Origin of the sequence: Cobetia sp. UCD-24C (assembly GCF_001306765.1) — a bacterium.
In the GTDB taxonomy this organism is placed as follows: Bacteria; Pseudomonadota; Gammaproteobacteria; order Pseudomonadales; family Halomonadaceae; genus Cobetia; species Cobetia amphilecti.
Genome location: NZ_LJTD01000005.1, coordinates 171632 through 188628 on the forward strand (window position 1 = coordinate 171632; position 16997 = coordinate 188628).

Consider the following 16997-nt stretch of genomic DNA (forward strand, 5'->3'; position numbering starts at 1 on the left):
CTCAGCGTGCCCCGAAGCCGGTCAGCATGGTCTTGATGGTACGGCCGACGATCAGCAGGTCGAGCCACACGGAGAAGCGCTTGATGTAGTAGAAGTCGTGCTCGAGCTTCTCGCGGGTCTCGTCGGCGTCAGAGGCGTAGCCCTGAGTGACCTGCGCCCAGCCGGTGATGCCCGGACGCACCACGTGACGGTAGTTGTAGAACGGAATCTGTTCGGCGAATTCATTCACGAACTTGACCTGCTCCGGACGCGGGCCGATCAGGCTCATCTCGCCCTTGAGCACGTTGATGAACTGCGGCAGCTCATCGATGCGGGTCTTGCGGATCACGCGACCGATGCGGGTCACGCGCATGTCATTGGCCTGGGCGAACTGGGCGCCGGTCTTCTCGCTGTCGTGGCACATGCTGCGGAACTTGAACATGCGATACGGACGACCACCCTGGCCGACACGTTCCTGGACGAAGAACACGCCACCCGGTGAATCGAGGCGGATCAGAACGGCGGTCACCAGGCAGATCGGCAGCACGAACGGTGCCACGGCGAGCACGGCCAGCATGTCGAACAGACGCTTGAACAGCTCATATTCACTGTTGGGGGCCAGCTGACCGAAGCTGTTCTCACGCACCTGATCGAGCTCGACACGGCCGGTCAGAGACTCGCGGACTTCGCTGGCGTCATAGACCGGGATGCGATGAAGCACGCAGTTGGCCAGGAAACGCTGCCATTCTGCCGGCATCTCGGCTTCCAGATCGGCGACCACGCCGTTGTAGCGCTCTTCGCCGAGATCCGGCGCGCGCATCAGGTTCCAGCGTGCCCCACGGGTGGTGAACAGGCTGCGGTAGTCACCGAAGGGCACCACGGCCAGCTTGCGGATGCGGGTGCGCTGCTCGGCCCAGAAGCCGATGGAGCAGATCAGCATCGCCGCCAGCCACGAGCTGCCGAGCACGATGCGGCTGAAGCGCAGATCCAGCGCGATCAGCACGCTCATCGCCAGCAGATAGCTGATGGTGATGGCCGGCAGCACGTAGGCGAACGCCTTGGCGCCGGGGTAGCGCGACATGTGACGAATCGCCTGCAATGCGAGCAGGAAGCCGCCGCTGGCGGCGATGACACTGTGCATGCGCATCTCGCTGACCCACGGGCGCAGGCCATTGATCAGCAGCAGCGGGACACCCACTGCCAGAATCAGACCGACGATGGCCTGACACAGCGAGTTGAACATCAGTCGCTCGTACATGCGGGAGTGGCGCTGACGCCCTTCCAGCCCGGAGCTTGCATGGTTCGTCGTGGTATTCATATGCCGTTACCCCCTTGGCTTGCGTTCGTGTTGTGGTTCCGTTCATCACGCTCGGAGCCGCTGGTGCCGTCGCTCGACGGCGTGCTACCCGATGCTTCACCCGTACTGCCTCGGCTCTCGCCTCGACTGCCGATCCCCACTGCCAACGAGGCACTCAGTCTCAGACATCGGGTTCGCGGGCTCTAATGCAAGTGGCCGCTAACCCTTGGCGCCACCCTGATACTGATAATCGTGATAGCTGTAGCCGTAGCTGTAGGTCGTGGTGGCCTTGCGCTCGACCGCATTGAGAATCGCGCCATCGACGTGCACGCCACTGGAAGCGAAGCGCTCCAGCGCCGCTTCGATTTCCTTGGGCGAGTTATGCATGAAGCGCGTCACCATCACGCTGACACCGCACTGCTTGCCGACGATGGCGGCATCGGTGACGGCCAGAATCGGCGGCGTATCGACGATGACCATGTTGAAGTTGGCGCTGGCCCACGTCAGCAGGTCGCTGAAGCGTGACTGCAGCAGCAGCTCCGACGGATTGGAGGGCGAGGTGCCGCGTGCCACATAGCACAGGTTGCTCGGCGCGCCATTGGCGGCCACCCCTTCGCCAAGCGCCGCAGCGGCGGTTTCGGACATCGCTAGACTCGGATCAGTGATGCCACGCACGATGCTGTCGCGGTCGGCCTTGCCGAGCAGGAAGTCGCTCAGGCCCGGCGCGGCGTCGCTGTGCTGGACACCCGCCATGCTCTGGTGGACATGGCCACGGCGCATGTCGGCATCGATGACCAGCACCCGGTTGCCGGCCTGGGCACAGACGGCGGCCAGGTTGGCGGACACGAAGCTCTTGCCGATGCCCGGGCTCGGACCACAGATCATCAGGCGATTGTCGGGGGCTTCCATCATCGCGAAGTGCAGGCTGGTGCGCAGACCGCGCAGGCCCTCGATGGAGAGATCCGCCGGGTTGCGGATCGCCAACAGTCCCGGCGCGACGTTGTCATTGGCCGCTGCGGCGACACCGCGCCCGGTGAAGCGCTTGAAGCCACGCGCCAGACGACGGTTGAGACGTGCCTGCTCTTCGGAGAGCGGCAGGGTCGCGTGGACATTGAGGCCCAGGTCGGAAAGCTCCGACGGCGTCTCGATACCGCGATGCAGCATGGAGCGCAGCAGCACGAAGACCACTCCGAGCATGCCGCCCAGCAGGGTCGCGATCACCACGATCATCGCCTTGCGCGGGCTGATCGGATGCGGCTGTGCGACGGCCTCGTCCAGAATGCGGATATTGCCGATGGTGCTGGCCTGGGCGATGTTCATTTCCTGGGTCTTGTTGAGCAGCTGCACGTAGATCTGCTGATTGACCTCGACTTCACGCTCCAGACGCAGGATTTCCTGCTGGGTGTCCGGCAGATCACCGACCTGCTTCTCCAGCTCCTTGCGGGTGCGCTGCAGGTCCGCACGCTTCTTGCGCAGCGCCACGTAGTTGGGGTGACTGGGGTTGAACTTGCCGGATAGCTCCGCTTCTTCCAGCTGGGTCTCGTTGATCTGATTGTCGATATTGACCAGCTGCTCGAGCACCGACTTGGTCTCGAGATCCAGATTCACGCTATCGCTCTTGCCGCGATAGGCATTGAGACGGTTCTCGGCCACTTCGAGGCGCTCACGCACCGTCGGCACCTGCTTCTTGAGAAACTCGAGCGACTTCTCGGCTTCGGCGGACTGACGCTCGATGTTCTGCTGCTGGTAGGTATCGGTGATGCGCTGCAGGGTCTGCTGGGTACGCAGCGGGTCTTCGCCGACCAGCGCCAGGCCCAGTACACCGGTTTCCTTGCCCATCTCGGCCACCGCGAAGCGCGAACGCAGCGCGTTGGTCGCTTCCAGGGTCGACTGATGCATCAGCGTGAATTCAGCGCCCCTGGCCGCGTCCAGTGCACTGACCTGGAGCGTCACCTCGCCCAGCGGGCCATCGAAGCGTGAGGCTTCGCCGACCACACCGGTGCCCAGCGCATCGCCGTCGTACTGCAATTCGTACTCACCGCCCTCTCCCAGCGATACCAGCGTCAGCGGCACATTGTCCCAGGCCGCCGGCACTTCGAGGCTGGCCACGTCGATCGACTCGCCTGCCCAGACCATGCTCGAACCGGCAAGCCAGCTCGGACGCGCAAATTCGTGGGTGCGCAGGAAGGTGCCGATCAGCGGGTACTGATACGGCTTGACCACCAGATCCAGCTGCTCCTTCTTGACCGTCTCGCCCAGCACCAGGCGTGAGGTGATGATCTGGATCTCGGACTCGGACGGCGGCGCCTCGCCACGCAGCAGGCTGGAGACATCACGCAGCGGGTTCATGTTGCCGCCGCCATCCTCGACCTGCACCAGCGCATCGGCCTTGTAGATCGGAGTGGCCAGCAGCGCGTAGAGCACCGCCAGCACGGTGAAGGTGCCGGTGATCAGCGCCAGCGTCAGACGGCTGTCATACAGCTGGCCCAGCATGCGGCCGAGATCAAGACTGGTGCGCGCGGGCACGCTTGACGACTCGCTGGCCGAGGCCTGACGCGTGGTGTGGGAATTGCGGTTCGACATCGTTGGGTCACTCTCCTGGTGTCCTGCCCGACCACGGCGGTGCCGGGCAGGGACGCCTTGACGACCCCTCGCCTTACTGGCCGAGGGTATCGAGGTTGTCCTGGATTTCGGTGCTGTAGTAGATGGAACTCACCGTCGGCAGCAGCTGGGTGATCACACGGTTCCAGCGCGAGACCGGTGCGGCGGTGACATAGACGACGTCCTGCGGCTTGAGGCCGAAGTCCGCGCCCAGAATCAGCGCCGTGGAATTGCGCGCATCCAGCTGATAGACGGTGGCCAGCTTCTCGGGGTCTTCACGATCACGACGGATGACGAAGATGCCCGACGCATCGGCGGAGTTTTCCTTGATGCCGCCGGCACGCGCGATGGCATCGGTCAGCGAGATCGGGCTTCTGCCCAGCGGCAGGCTGATGGACTTGTCCACCTCGCCCATCACGAACACCTTCTGGGTACCAACGTCCGGCACGTAGAGGGTGTCGCCATCCTTGAGCAGGCGATCATTGCCCGCCTCATCGTTGGCACCATTGCGCTCGGCCAGCAGCTCATAGAGGGAGATGGTGGTCTCTTCGCCATTGCGCTTGAGCACCACGTTGTGCCAATCGGCGTCTTCGGACAGACCGCCCGCCGCCGCGATGGCGTCCAGCAGGCTCAGCGGCACATCGCTGATCGGTTGCACGCCGGGAGACTGGACCTCGCCGGTAATCCGCACCTTCTGGCTGCGGAAGGCGGCGACCTTGACGTCGATCTGCGGCGCATTCAGGTAGGGCTGCAGCTTCTCGCCGAGATCACGGCGAATCTGGTCCAGCGTCATGCCACTGACCTTGACGCGACCGACATAGGGATAGAACAGCGTGCCATCGGCGTGCACGACGTTGCCGGCTTCCTGCGCACTGCGCTCGGAACCCGTCGGCAAGGTCAGCTCGGGATGGTCATAGACGATGATGGTCAGGATGTCGCCGGGGCCGACACGGTACTGATAGTCCGGTGCCAGACTGGCGCGCGTGCTGCTGTTGAGCTCCTGGGCCAGCACCTTTTCAAGCTCACGACGCTGCTTGTCATCGCCACTGGACTGGCGTGATTCGGCGTCTGCGCGCGCCTGGGCCTTGATCAGGCCAAAGGTGATCGGTTCCACATCGACGATGTCGTCCACCGGCGCAGCGCTGGTGTCGTAGTCGATGTTGCCACCGGGGGCGAAGACGCACCCGGCGAGCCCGGTGAGGGCGCCGATGCTCAAGCTGGCGCCCAGAAGTCGTGCTATCAGTGCATTTTTCATCTGAAGTCCGTTGAGTCGACAGGCCCGATGACCCGGCACCCCAGTGCCATGATCATCGCGCCTTCCCCCGCCGCACATGGCCGCCGGGATGGATTCGATAACGTCTTCAGTTCCTGCTGCGTCATGCGTGTCGCCGGCCTTGCCTGGCTGTCACGCGGCTGCCGAGGGTGGGCCCTCGTGCATTTAGGTACCGGAACCTGGCGGTCTCGGCGTCTTGCGTCTTGCGACTGGCGTTTTTCGACTGGCTGCTGCGATCTCATTCACGCTGCGCCAGTGTGATCCGCAACGCTTACAGCGATATTTCCGCCATATGAATCATGCACATGGCTTGTCATATCCCGCCGTCATCCCCAGTCAGAATGTAGGCGCATCGTTCAAGATGTTCGGAATACGACCCTGAACCGCAACCGACGATACTCAGACGGCAGGTGCATTCAATGCGCTTTCCACTTGCGGCTCTGACACCACTCTCTGCATGGCGGCCTTCATGCCACTCTTGCTGTCATCTGGGCAATATCTTCAGCGCCATTGCAGAGCAAACTTTCTGTAGTTTTTTTACCGAAATGCGGCACACCTCTTTCGACCACAGCCCACGACCCATGGAGCTGCCAGAGGATCTGCCGCTGAATCAGTAATACCAATGCCGTGGCATCGCCATGCATTGGATCACGCCATTCGTGGCGTTTTAGCCAAGGTGACCAAACCCTGTCTGCCGTGCATTTTACCTGATACACGCCTCCCGCCAATCAGCGCTCTGTTACAAAAATCCAATAAAAACATTGGTTTGTAGCGCCGCAAGTACGCTCGATGTCGCCACTTCCACGAAAGACGCGTTGCCGATGACAGACACCCCAAGCCCCATTTCGTCGGCAATGCGACACACTCAAGCGCAGGATTCCAGTCGCCACGCGGACCCCGTCTGGCGTAGCGCCCGGTGGAACATCGACAGCCACGTCGCCAATCATCCACACCCCAATTACTCTTTTTTACATAAATAATCCTCAAGCGATCAACGCGAATAATACGCAAGGCTTCACGCTAGACAGTTCACATATTCTCGTTAACATGAGCCTCGCTTTGCCACGACTCATCGGCTTTGTGTCTGTGCAGAGAAGGACTTCCTGCATCAACCGCTCAGCGGCTGACACCTGACAGGACTGTCAGGCGCAGACAGCAAGGCGCAACGATGAATTTCGGCAAGCGCATGACCAGGGAATACGGTCATGACAGGAACACCTCAGGACGAGGTCGCGCCACGGAGGATGCCAGGGATGGTGTCAGGGACGGCGCTCTTCTCCTCTATCGATATCTTCAGCAGCAGGTTGGATGATCGCCAGCATCTGCTGGCAGCCTCGACGCCGATGCCTCAGTCCTTGAGTCATCACGTCGTGGTCTGACATCCCTTCCTGGTCGGCTGACCGCCGACAATGCTCATCAAGGAGAGTTATCCATGCGCAAGACACATCTCGGAGCCATCATCGGCCTGACAGGTGCCCTGCTTCTCGCTGGCAATGCCATCGCGGAAGAAGAAGCGCCTCAGGGTGCGACTGGCACCACTGGTACGACTGGGACTACCGGCACGACTGGTACCACCGGCACGACTGGTACCACCGGCACGACTGGGACTACTGGGACTACCGGCACCACTGGGACTACCGGCACTACCGGCACGACTGGTACCACCGGCACCACCGGGACTACCGGCACGACTGGCACTACCGGCACTGTGCCGACAGGTAGCGCAGCCGGCACCGGCACTGCCAGCCAGAATGCCACCGGCAGCGTGACGCCGAGCGCCAGCAGCGGCAGCGTCGCTGCAGGTGCGGCCACCGGCACCGTCGGCGGCGGCACCGGCACGACCGGTACCACCGGGACAACCGGCACCACTGGTTCAACCGGGACTCGCTGATGAAGACGGCACGTGCGACGCAACGCTTCACGTTCTCAAGCCCTGCGCGGGGCACGGCGGCCACCTCGGTGGTCTCCCGTGCTCTGCGCAGCAGGTCGTTGGCGGCATTCGGCACCCTCGCGTGTCTGGTGTCGCTTGGCGGCTGTGCCCAGATCGTCTCGAGTTCGCTCGGTGACGTGATGGGCAAGGACGAGTTTGACGCCACACGTGCCAGCGAGCTGCCCTATGCCTCTCTCAAGCTGAAGCATGCCAACAGCACCGCGCTGGTGGTTCTGGCGACGCTGGAAGGCGATGGGCGCATCGCGCGTTTCGAGAGTCGCGACCGCGGCATCCTCGAATTGCGCGATGGCGTCCTGTCCGCCACTTCAGGCTTTGCGCGTGATGTGGCAGACAGGCGTGAGCAAAGTACTACCGGGCGCGCTCTGGCGCGTCCGGCCTGGTTGATGGCCAGTGGCACGACCTATCAGGTCAGTGTCAGTGCGCTGTCCCCCTACCCGCGTCGGCTGGAGCGTCAGGATGCCGCCTCCACCGGCAGCCAGCGCCAGGACGACGTCGCCGTGATGCAGGTACACGAGGCCACGGCGCGACTCGAATGCGAGACCGCCGCCCCCTATTCGCTGCCGCTGGCAGAACTGCCGCTGCAGCACTGCCGCGAGATTCTGAGCTGGGATGACGGCAGCACCACGCGCAATGACCTGTGGCGCGACGAGAATCGCGTCTGGGCGGCCGACATGACGGCCTGGCCCGATGGTCCGCGGTTCGGTTGGGAGGTCGCCAAGGCATGGTGATCCCCGTCTTCCCATCGCTGGCCCGTCTGCCATCGCTGGCCCGCCTGAACAGCGCCGCCCTCCTGCTGCCCCTCGGGCTGAGCGCACTGCTGGCCGCGCCCCTGGCGAGCGCTGCTGACACCCCGCTGCCGTTCAGCGCCGCGAGCACGCCGCTGGCCAGTCAGGTGCTGCAGGCGCAATGGGATGGCCTGGCGACATCCAAAGCGCTGGATTGGCGCTACAGCTTCGTCAGCACGCCGCTGATTCGCCAGCAGATGGCCGCGCGGGCCAACCGCGTCAGCGCCGAGCTCGAACTGATCGCGGCGCGCTACGCCTTCGGCGCGAAGGACGAAAGCCCTCAGGCGCGTTACACCGAGGCGTTGCAGGCCTGGCAGGCCTATGTCGAGCAGGGCCGCGCGCCGGACACTGACGCCGTGGTGGCGCGCCTGCCCGGTCAACTCGACCCGCGTCGCGACATGCGCGACGGCCCGCAGGCGATTCGCATCGCCCCGGGCATGGTGGTCGGTGCCTGTCAGGCGCCGCGCAGCGTGGTGATTCTGGACGCCACCGGCGTTCACGAGCGCAAGTGGACGCCCAATCTCAGTCTGGACGCGCTGATCGACGAGCGCGCCGCTGCCGGCGGTATCGGGCCAGCCGTCGAGGTCAGCCTGGTGACACCGCAGGGCCAGGTGCTGACCCGCCCGGTGGCGAGCTGGAATCGTCTGACCAGCGGCGACGCCGACCTGCCCGTCGCCCCCGGCGCCAGCGTGGTGATCAGCACGCCGGGCATCGATACCGCGCAGCGGTGGGTGAACGAGGCGCTACCGGCCTGGCTTGCCAGCCGCCTGCCGGGCCATACCTGCCAGAGCTGGCAGCTGGACGCCGCGAAGCTGCCGACGCCCTCGCGCTAGCCGGCGAGGCTGCCCCGGCGCACGCACTGCACCTGACCGCGAACCCAATCCCTTATTCACGTACGTGAGCCGCTGGCTTGCGTGCATGCGAGACGCCCATGTCGAGTCCTTTTCGCCCTGCCAATCACGTTACGCACTCAAGCCCCGAGCAGCGCCCTGCCCTGGCACGCAATGGCTGGCTGGCACTCGGCATGGCGGGCGGATTGCTGGGCGCGCAGATCGCCCATGCGGCGACCGGCGAATCCCAGAGTGACTTCGGTGGCGTGGGCCTGATGCAGACGCCCACGGCGCGTTTTGCGCCCCAGGGCGAATTGAGCTTCACCTACAGCCGCACCCAGCCCTACAAGCGCTTCAGCGTCAACGCGGCGCCCTTCGACTGGATGGAACTGGGCTTTCGCTATGTCTCGGTGGAAACCGTCAGCTATGGCGCGGCCGCCCCGGACCGCGACTACCTGGATAAATCCTTCGACACCAAGTTCCGCCTCCTGCAGGAAGGCCGCTATCAGCCCGAAGTCGCGGTGGGCCTGCGAGATCTCGGCGGTACGGGCCTGTTCAGCTCAGAGTATCTGGTCGCCAGCAAGCGCTACGGCGACCTCGACTTCAGTCTGGGCCTCGGCTGGGGCTATCTGGGCACGCGCGGCGACTTCAGCAATCCGCTGGCAGTGGTGAGAAGCAGCCTCGAGACGCGCAGCGACTCGACCAGCGATGACGGCGGCGACTTCCAGCTCGGCAGCATGTTCAGCGGCAGCCCGGCCGTCTTCGGCGGCATCGAATACCAGACGCCCTGGGACCCGCTGACCCTGATGCTGGAATACGAAGGCAACGACTACTCCGACGAGCCACTGACGGTGGAGATCGAGCAGGACTCGCCGGTCAATCTGGGCGCGACCGTCAAGGTCAATGACAACCTGTCGCTGCATGGCGGCTGGGAGCGAGGCAACACCGCCATGCTGGGGCTGTCGCTGTCGACCAACCTTGCCGGGCTCGCCCAGGCCAAGGACGACGGCACGCCGGAAGCGGTCGCCCCCAGCACCCACAGCCGATATCGCAACGACCAGACACCCGAGGCCTTCCGCGTGCGCTCGCTCAATGCGAACGCCTCCTCGGGCACGGCGCCCTCCGCCTACACTGCCAGCGCTACCCAACCGGCAGGCGTGGCGGCAGTGCCCTCAGCCCATATAGAGCCATCAGCGTATGAAGAGCCGTCAGCGGGTAAGGAGCCCTCGGCGCATAAAGAGCCCTCCACTGAACAACAAGGCCGTCTGCTGACACTCGACTCGTTCGGCGGCGCACCCGCGGACTCCCCGCTCGAGCCGGGCGCGACTGACGGCCCGCAGGCAGAAGATCTTCCGCGCCTTGCCGACGTCGACTGGGACGCGCTGGCCGATACCCTGCGTGCCCAGAGCGGACTTGAGGTGTCACAGCTGCGGGTCGAGGGCGACACCCTGATCGTCGAGGCCGAGGCGACGCGCTTCCGCGATGACCTGCAGGCCGAAGGCCGTGCCAACCGCGTGCTGCACAACCGCCTGCCCGCCGAGATCACCACCTTCCGCTATCGCCTGAGCAGCAATGGTCTGGCGCTGCGCGAAGATGAGCATCCGCGCCAGCCCTTCGTGGCCGCCGCCAATGACCGTCGCTTCGGCGCCGAATACGAGCACTCCATCACCGCCCATGCCGCCTCGCCCCGTGCCACCTCGCCCAATAGCGCCGATGATGCGGCACGCCAGGCGTCAGGGGATGGCGTCAAGCTGGCGCGCGAGCCGTTCGGCTTCAGCTGGGGCTTCTCGCCGAGCCTCAAGCAGAACTTCGGCGGCCCCGATGGCTACCTCTATCAGCTCAACCTGCAGCTGGACGCCCTGTGGCGTACCGACCGCAATGGCTGGTTCACCGGCGTGGCGACCTATCAGCTCGCCGACAACTTCGACAGCTACGAGTACATCGCCGATTCCGAGCTGCCGCGCGTACGTACCTACGTCGGGGAATACATCAAGGAAACCGACCTGGGCATCACCAGCCTGCAGTACAACCGCACCCACCAGTTCGGGCGCGACTGGTACGCCCAGGCCTACGGCGGCATTCTCGAGATGATGTATGCCGGGGTCGGTGCCGAGCTGCTCTATCGCCCGATGAACAGCTCGCTGGCACTGGGGCTGGACATCAACCGCGTCCGCCAGCGCGAGTTCGACCAGCAGTTCGGCCTGCGTGACTACTCGGTCACCACCGGTCACGCCACCGCCTACTGGCAGTCCGGCTGGTACGATGTGCTGGTCAAGGGCTCGGTGGGGCGCTATCTGGCCGGTGATGTCGGCGCGACGCTGGACCTGTCGCGCAGCTTCTCCAACGGGGTCAGCATCGGCGCCTGGGCGACTCTGACCGATGCCGGCGATGACTACGGCGAGGGTAGCTTCGACAAGGGGCTCTACGTCAGCATCCCGCTGGATGCCTTCTTCACCACCTCCAGCAAGGGCAGCACCGGCTTTGCCTGGGCACCGCTGACCCGTGATGGTGGCGCACGCCTCAACCGCCGCTATCAGTTGTATGACATGACGCGCGATCGTGATCCCGAGACTTACTGGGAAGGCATCGACAAGGTCTACAAGTAATCCGTGCGTGAGTGTGTTTCACTGCCGGCTGAAGCGTGCCGATGTTGGCGCCTGACTCACTGTGGCTGACCCTGACCCGATGAATATTCCGATTACCGACGTCTCGCCGGCCACTGCCGGCGCTGCGACACCCGCCAATCACGAGATCGCCTGCAGCAACTGCCAGGCCTGCTGCTGCCGGCTTGAGGTCATCCTGCTCACCGATACCGGCGTGCCGGACTACCTGATCGACGAGGATGAATGGGGCGGCGAAGTCATGCGCCGCCTCGACGATGGCTGGTGTGCCGCCGTCGACCGCGAGACGCTGATGTGCACCATCTACGACCGGCGCCCGCAGCTGTGCCGCGATTACGAGATGGGTAGCCCCGAATGCGAAGACGAGCGCCTGGAAAACGGCCTCGATCAGTAGGCCGCCTGCCAGCGCTCGTCCTGGTTGTTTCTCCCAAACACCCTGCCTGAGAGCGCCCTGCCTGGCGTGCGATCAGGCAGTGGCACCCGGCAGCGACGGGGCCGCCTCTTCAAGACTTGGCTCAGGTGCCGTGCGCATGGTGCGCATATGCCCTTTCACCTCTACCTCGCGATGCCAGCTCAGCGCCTGCTCCAGACAATGTGGCGTATGGCCGCCACGCTGGCACGCCTCCTCGAAGTAGGCGCGCAGCGCAGGGCGATAGCTCGGGTCCGAGCAGTTCTCGATCACCTGCACCGCCCGCTCGCGCGGTGCCAGGCCGCGCAGATCCGCCAGCCCATGCTCGGTGACCAGGATATCGACATCGTGCTCGGTGTGGTCCACGTGGCTTGCGAACGGCACCACGCTCGAGATATCACCGCCCTTGGCCAGTGACTTGGTGATGAACACCGACAGCTGGGCATTGCGCGCGAAATCGCCGGAACCGCCGATGCCATTCATCATCCGCGTACCGCAGACGTGGGTGGAATTGACGTTGCCGTAGATGTCGAATTCCAGCGCCGTATTGACCGCGATCACCCCAAGGCGCCGCACGATGCCCGGATGATTGGACAGTTCCTGCGGGCGCAGGATCAGGCGGTCACGATAGCGCTCGAGGTCCTTCCACAGCGTGCGGCCACGCTCCTCGGTGACCGTGATGGAGGAGCCGGAGGCGAAATCGAGCTTGCCGGCATCCAGCAGATCGAAGGTGGAATCCTGCAGCACCTCCGAGTACATGGTCATGTGCTCGAAGGGCCCTTCCTTCAAGCCACTCATCACCGCGTTGGCCATGCTGCCGATGCCCGCCTGCAGCGGCAGCAGTGCCGGTGTCAGACGCCCCAGCGCGACTTCCTGCTTGAGCAGTTCGACCAGATGGCCCGCCATGCGCTGGGTGCCGTCATCCGGCGGTGTGCAGGTCGAGGGACTGTCACTGCCGCGCGTCAGCACGATGGCGGCGATTCTGGCGGGATCCATCGGGATATACGGCGTGCCGATGCGCGAATCCGGCGCGACCACCGGAATCGGCTGCCGGCTGGGGCGCATCTGCGGGATGTAGATGTCGTGCAGCCCTTCAAGCGCCGCCGGCGACTCGAGATTGAGCTCGATGATCACCTTGTCGGCGAGAATCGCATAGCTGGCCGAGTTGCCCACCGAGGTGGTCGGCACGATGCCGCCATCGGCGGTGATGGCGCTGGCCTCGATCACCGCGACATTCATGTCGCTCAGCTGGTGATTGCGCAACAGCTCCACCGTCTCTGACAGGTGCTGGTCCATGAACATCACTTCGCCGGCATTGATGGCGCGGCGCAGCACCGGGTCGACCTGAAACGGCATGCGCCGCGCCAGCATGTGGGCATCCGCCATCTGGCCGTCGAGGTCATTGCCCAGCGAGGCGCCGGTCATCAGCGTGATGGAGAACGGCTCGCGGCGCGCCTTCTCGACCAGCGCCAGCGGCAGAGCCTTGGCCTCCCCCGCCCGCGTGAAGCCACTCATGCCCACCGTCATGCCATCGAGAATCAATTCGGCGGCCTGACTGGCGCTCATCTGGCGCGACTGCCAGCCAGGCCAACGACAGCGACGTGCGACCTCGGCGTGCTGCTCCGGGGTGAGCTCGCCGACCTCCATGCGCGCCAGCAACGAGAAGACCTCGCTTGATGCAGCTGATGCGGCAGGCGCGGCTGATGCCTCGGAAGCTGTGGAGGCTGCGGAGACCGCCTGGGCATGAGGCGTGACACTGGAGCGAGAACCGGATGAAGACACGACGGCAGAACCTCCTGATGGGCAAGACACCACGGAATGAGCAAACAAGGCGCTGGCAAGACGCTGACTGAGCCAAGCATAGCCAAGCCTGAAATAGCCAGACCTGTAATAACTAGGTCTGTAATCACCAGGCGCTGGCTTTCAGCATCCCACGCAGTACGCCGCCCCCGCATCAGGCCTTTGTCGCAAGGCGGCGGCAGCGGCTGGAACCAGGTGGTGCACAAAGGGCGACGCCACACGCGGCGCAGATGGCGACGGCGAGACACGAAAAAGCCCGCTCATGAAGAGCGGGCTTTCGGGAGGCGCAGATGATGACGCGAGGCGTTACACCATGCTGTCGAAGTCCATGTTGTCGAAACTTTCCGGCGCATCAGCGTAGCCGTAGAGCGTGTTGCGACGCTGCAGACGGAATTCACCCAGCAGCTGCTCGTAGCGGCGCGGCACCTCGGCATTGTCACGCGTGACGATGTAGAGGTTTTCGTAGACGGCTTCAGTCAGCGGCATCTCGCGCACCTGACGCTGCCACGGCGAGGTCTCAAGCACCGTGCGCGAGACGACGGTGAAGCCCAGACCACGCGCCACGGCGTCCAGCACCATGCCGATGTCGTTGGTGAAGCCCTGCTGCGGGAAGTGGCTCATGGAACGGAATTCACCGGCGAAGTTCTCACGCAACAAGGCACTGGCATTGTTGACGCCATCGGCGTAATTCATGAAGCCCAGCGCCATCAGCTCGTTGAGGCTGTTGCCGGCGAAATCGGCGGGCACCACCAGGCACAGCGGTTCCTGATGCCACAGCTCGAAATTCAGGTCCGGATGCTTGACCGGCTCGGTGACGATGCCCAGGTCGAAGCGACCCGCCAGCACGTCCTGCACGATCTCGGAATTGAAGGCGAAGCTGTAGCTGACCGTCAGCCCCGGATGCTGCTGCTGATAGCCCAGCGTGAACGGATAGAACATCAGCCCGACGCTTGAGGGGCTGGCCACGCGACATTCGCCGCTGTCCGGGGAGTCATCATCCAGCGAGTGCATGAACTGGGTGTGCTCGGCGAACAGCTTGATGGAGTAGTCATAGCAGCGACGCCCCGCTGCGGTCAGCGAGAACTTGCGTCCCTGGCGATTGAGCAGCGAGCGGCCCAGATACTGCTCCAGCTTGCGAATATGCTGGCTGACGCCGGGCTGGGTCATCTCCAGCTTGCGCGCGGTATGGGTAAAGCTGCCGGTCTCCACCAGTGTGATGAAGGTACGAAAATACTGGGCGTTGAACATGAAGGCACTGACCACTCACGAACGGGGGACGCGACTCGGCGCATCGTGTTGCCGGCGACGACCTGCATGACGCAACTGCCATGTCTGCACAGGTGCCACCGACCCGCAAAGCACATGATTCTACCAGAGCTGGCCGCCATGCGCAGCGCTGCGCCCCGCCACTCTCGCGTGTTAGCATCATGGACAATGCCAGCTGCCACCTTGGCTGCGTCTGTCGTGTTCAACGCCACGGCGACGCACCAGGGCCCGGCGCTTTACCCCTGTCCTGGCCAATCTTCGGACTGGCCCGAAACACGAGATGCTTTAGATGTCTGATGCTCTGGCTGCACGCGGCGAAGCCATTCACAAGGCGCTGCTCGCCATGGAAAGCGACTGTGCCGAAAATGACCTGTTCCCGCTGGGGTACATGATTCCTCAGGTGGAACTGGTGCTGGAAAACGCCGATTACGATCCCGAGGATGTGGTCGCGGAAGACTTTGACGCCACCTTTGAAGAGTGGATGCAGCACGCCTTTGCCCAGGACAGCATGAGCGTGGACGACCGCGAGCGCATTGCTGAACTCTGGGCAGAAGCCCGGAAACGCGCCCAGACCACCGTGGGCGCCTGACACAAGGAAGACAGTCATGAATTCTGTCACCAGCGAAGCGACGACCTATTCACGTGATGCCAGCTCCATGCTGGTCTCGACCATCATCTCGCCGGAAGGCAGCCTGGAAGTGCTCTCCCAGGATGAGGTCAATCGCCTGCGCGATACCTCCTCCAACGGCTTGCACGACATCCTGCGCCGCTGTGCGCTGGCCGTGCTCAACTGCGGCAGCCAGACCGATGACAGCGTCGCGGTGCTCAACGCACACAAGAATTTCGAGATCGAGGTGCTGCAGCAGGACCGCGGCATTCGCCTCAAGCTCGACAATGCGCCCGGCGATGCCTTCGTCGACGGCAAGATGATCCGCGGCATTCGCGAGCATCTCTCCAGCGTGTTGCGTGACATCGTCTATGTGGCCAACGAGATCCAGAACACCCCGCGTTTCGATCTCACGACCACCGAAGGCACCACCAACGCGGTGTTCCATATCCTGCGCAACGCCGGGGCGCTGAAGTCCTCGCGTGAGCCGAGTCTGGTCACCTGCTGGGGCGGGCACTCCATCAACCGCGAGGAATACGAGTACACCAAGGACGTGGGTTACCACCTCGGCCTGCGTGACCTCGATATCTGCACCGGGTGTGGCCCGGGCGCCATGAAGGGCCCGATGAAGGGCGCCAACGTCGCGCACGCCAAGCAGCGTCGCACGGAGGGTCGCTATCTGGGCATCTCGGAGCCGGGCATCATCGCCGCCGAATCGCCCAACCCGATCGTCAATGAACTGATCATCATGCCGGACATCGAGAAGCGCCTTGAAGCCTTCGTGCGCACCGCACATGGCATCATCGTCTTCCCGGGCGGCGTGGGCACCGCCGAAGAGATTCTCTATCTGCTCGGCATTCTGCTGCACCCGGAAAACAGCGAGCTGCCGTTCCCGGTCATCTTCACCGGCCCGGCGTCCAGCGCCGAGTACTTCAAGCAGATCGACGAGTTCATCGCCTACACCCTGGGCGAGGAAGCGCGCTCGCGCTACACCATCATCATCGACAATCCGGTCGAGGTGGCACGCACCATGCGCGGTGGCATCGACGAGGTGGCGGAATTCCGTCGCCAGCATCAGGATGCCTTCTACTACAACTGGCGCCTGCATATCGCCCCGCACTTCCAGCAGCCCTTCGCGCCGACCCACGCCAACATGTCGGGCCTGGCGCTGCACCGCAACCAGCCGGTGCACGAACTGGCGGCCAACCTGCGTCGTGCCTTCTCGGGCATCGTCGCCGGCAACGTCAAGAAGGAAGGCATCGAGGAGATCGAGCGCGACGGCCCCTTCCGCCTGACCGCCGAAGCCGAGCTGATGGAGCGTCTCGACGCCCTGCTCACCTCCTTCGTCGCCCAGGGCCGCATGAAGCTGCCGGGGAGCGATTACGTGCCCTGCTACACCCTGTGCAAGTAAGTGGCCCGGTGATGGCACGCTGAGGCGTGTCGTCACCTCACAAGTCATCACAAGAACGCCATCACATGAGCGCCATCACAAGAACGCCCCGATCATCGCTGATCGGGGCGTTCTTGTTTATCGGGAAGATCTTGCTGACAGCATCTCATGAGTCGCAAGAATCGAGG

13 protein-coding genes are annotated in these 16997 nt (G+C 63.9%); 7 read left to right on the plus strand and 6 right to left on the minus strand.

The window, feature by feature from the left end; genetic code table 11:
* Position 1: 1 nt before the first annotated feature.
* From AOG28_RS18695 to AOG28_RS18445, 4 genes are all read right to left on the minus strand, one after another.
* Positions 2-1297, minus strand: coding sequence for a sugar transferase (locus tag AOG28_RS18695; RefSeq protein WP_054556262.1), 1296 nt, complete (start codon positions 1295-1297; stop codon positions 2-4).
* Between the two features lie 198 nt (positions 1298-1495).
* Positions 1496-3859 carry a GNVR domain-containing protein gene (locus AOG28_RS09460; RefSeq protein ID WP_054556263.1) on the minus strand — a complete coding sequence of 788 codons (2364 nt, stop codon included), beginning with the start codon at positions 3857-3859 and terminating at the stop codon, positions 1496-1498.
* A 73-nt stretch (positions 3860-3932) separates the two neighbouring features.
* On the minus strand, positions 3933-5132 hold the full coding sequence (locus AOG28_RS09465) for a polysaccharide export protein (RefSeq protein ID WP_054556264.1): 1200 nt from the start codon (positions 5130-5132) through the stop codon (positions 3933-3935).
* A gap of 485 nt (positions 5133-5617) precedes the next feature.
* Complete coding sequence (locus tag AOG28_RS18445) at positions 5618-5794, minus strand: hypothetical protein (protein WP_160317867.1); 177 nt, start codon at positions 5792-5794, stop codon at positions 5618-5620.
* 788 nt (positions 5795-6582) lie between these two features.
* Between AOG28_RS18445 and AOG28_RS18450 the strand changes: the two genes are divergently transcribed.
* The 5 genes from AOG28_RS18450 (at position 6583) to AOG28_RS09490 (ending at position 11731) form a co-directional block, all read left to right on the plus strand.
* Positions 6583-7041, plus strand: coding sequence for a hypothetical protein (locus tag AOG28_RS18450; protein ID WP_054556265.1), 459 nt, complete (start codon positions 6583-6585; stop codon positions 7039-7041).
* Positions 7041-7829, plus strand: a complete 789-nt coding sequence (locus tag AOG28_RS09475) for a YjbF family lipoprotein (RefSeq protein WP_054556266.1) — start codon at positions 7041-7043, stop codon at positions 7827-7829. Before AOG28_RS18450 ends, AOG28_RS09475 begins: the two co-directional genes overlap by 1 nt.
* Positions 7823-8719: a hypothetical protein gene (locus AOG28_RS09480; RefSeq protein WP_054556267.1), complete on the plus strand. Its 897-nt coding sequence runs from the start codon at positions 7823-7825 to the stop codon at positions 8717-8719. Before AOG28_RS09475 ends, AOG28_RS09480 begins: the two co-directional genes overlap by 7 nt.
* A gap of 98 nt (positions 8720-8817) precedes the next feature.
* Positions 8818-11322: a YjbH domain-containing protein gene (locus AOG28_RS09485; protein ID WP_054556268.1), complete on the plus strand. Its 2505-nt coding sequence runs from the start codon at positions 8818-8820 to the stop codon at positions 11320-11322.
* A 79-nt stretch (positions 11323-11401) separates the two neighbouring features.
* Entirely contained in the window at positions 11402-11731 is a 330-nt protein-coding gene (locus tag AOG28_RS09490) for a YkgJ family cysteine cluster protein (RefSeq protein WP_054556269.1), read from the plus strand.
* A gap of 72 nt (positions 11732-11803) precedes the next feature.
* On the opposite strand, the gene AOG28_RS09495 is transcribed toward AOG28_RS09490, so the two are convergent.
* Entirely contained in the window at positions 11804-13528 is a 1725-nt protein-coding gene (locus tag AOG28_RS09495; RefSeq protein WP_235507007.1) for an acetyl-CoA hydrolase/transferase family protein, read from the minus strand.
* A 324-nt stretch (positions 13529-13852) separates the two neighbouring features.
* On the minus strand, positions 13853-14794 hold the full coding sequence (locus tag AOG28_RS09500; protein WP_043334148.1) for a LysR family transcriptional regulator: 942 nt from the start codon (positions 14792-14794) through the stop codon (positions 13853-13855).
* Positions 14795-15101: 307 nt separating this feature from the next.
* Between AOG28_RS09500 and AOG28_RS09505 the strand changes: the two genes are divergently transcribed.
* Both AOG28_RS09505 and ppnN read left to right on the plus strand, forming a co-directional pair.
* Positions 15102-15401, plus strand: coding sequence for a hypothetical protein (locus AOG28_RS09505; protein WP_043334118.1), 300 nt, complete (start codon positions 15102-15104; stop codon positions 15399-15401).
* A gap of 16 nt (positions 15402-15417) precedes the next feature.
* On the plus strand, positions 15418-16830 hold the full coding sequence (gene ppnN, locus AOG28_RS09510; protein WP_277876238.1) for a nucleotide 5'-monophosphate nucleosidase PpnN: 1413 nt from the start codon (positions 15418-15420) through the stop codon (positions 16828-16830).
* Positions 16831-16997 lie beyond the last annotated feature (167 nt).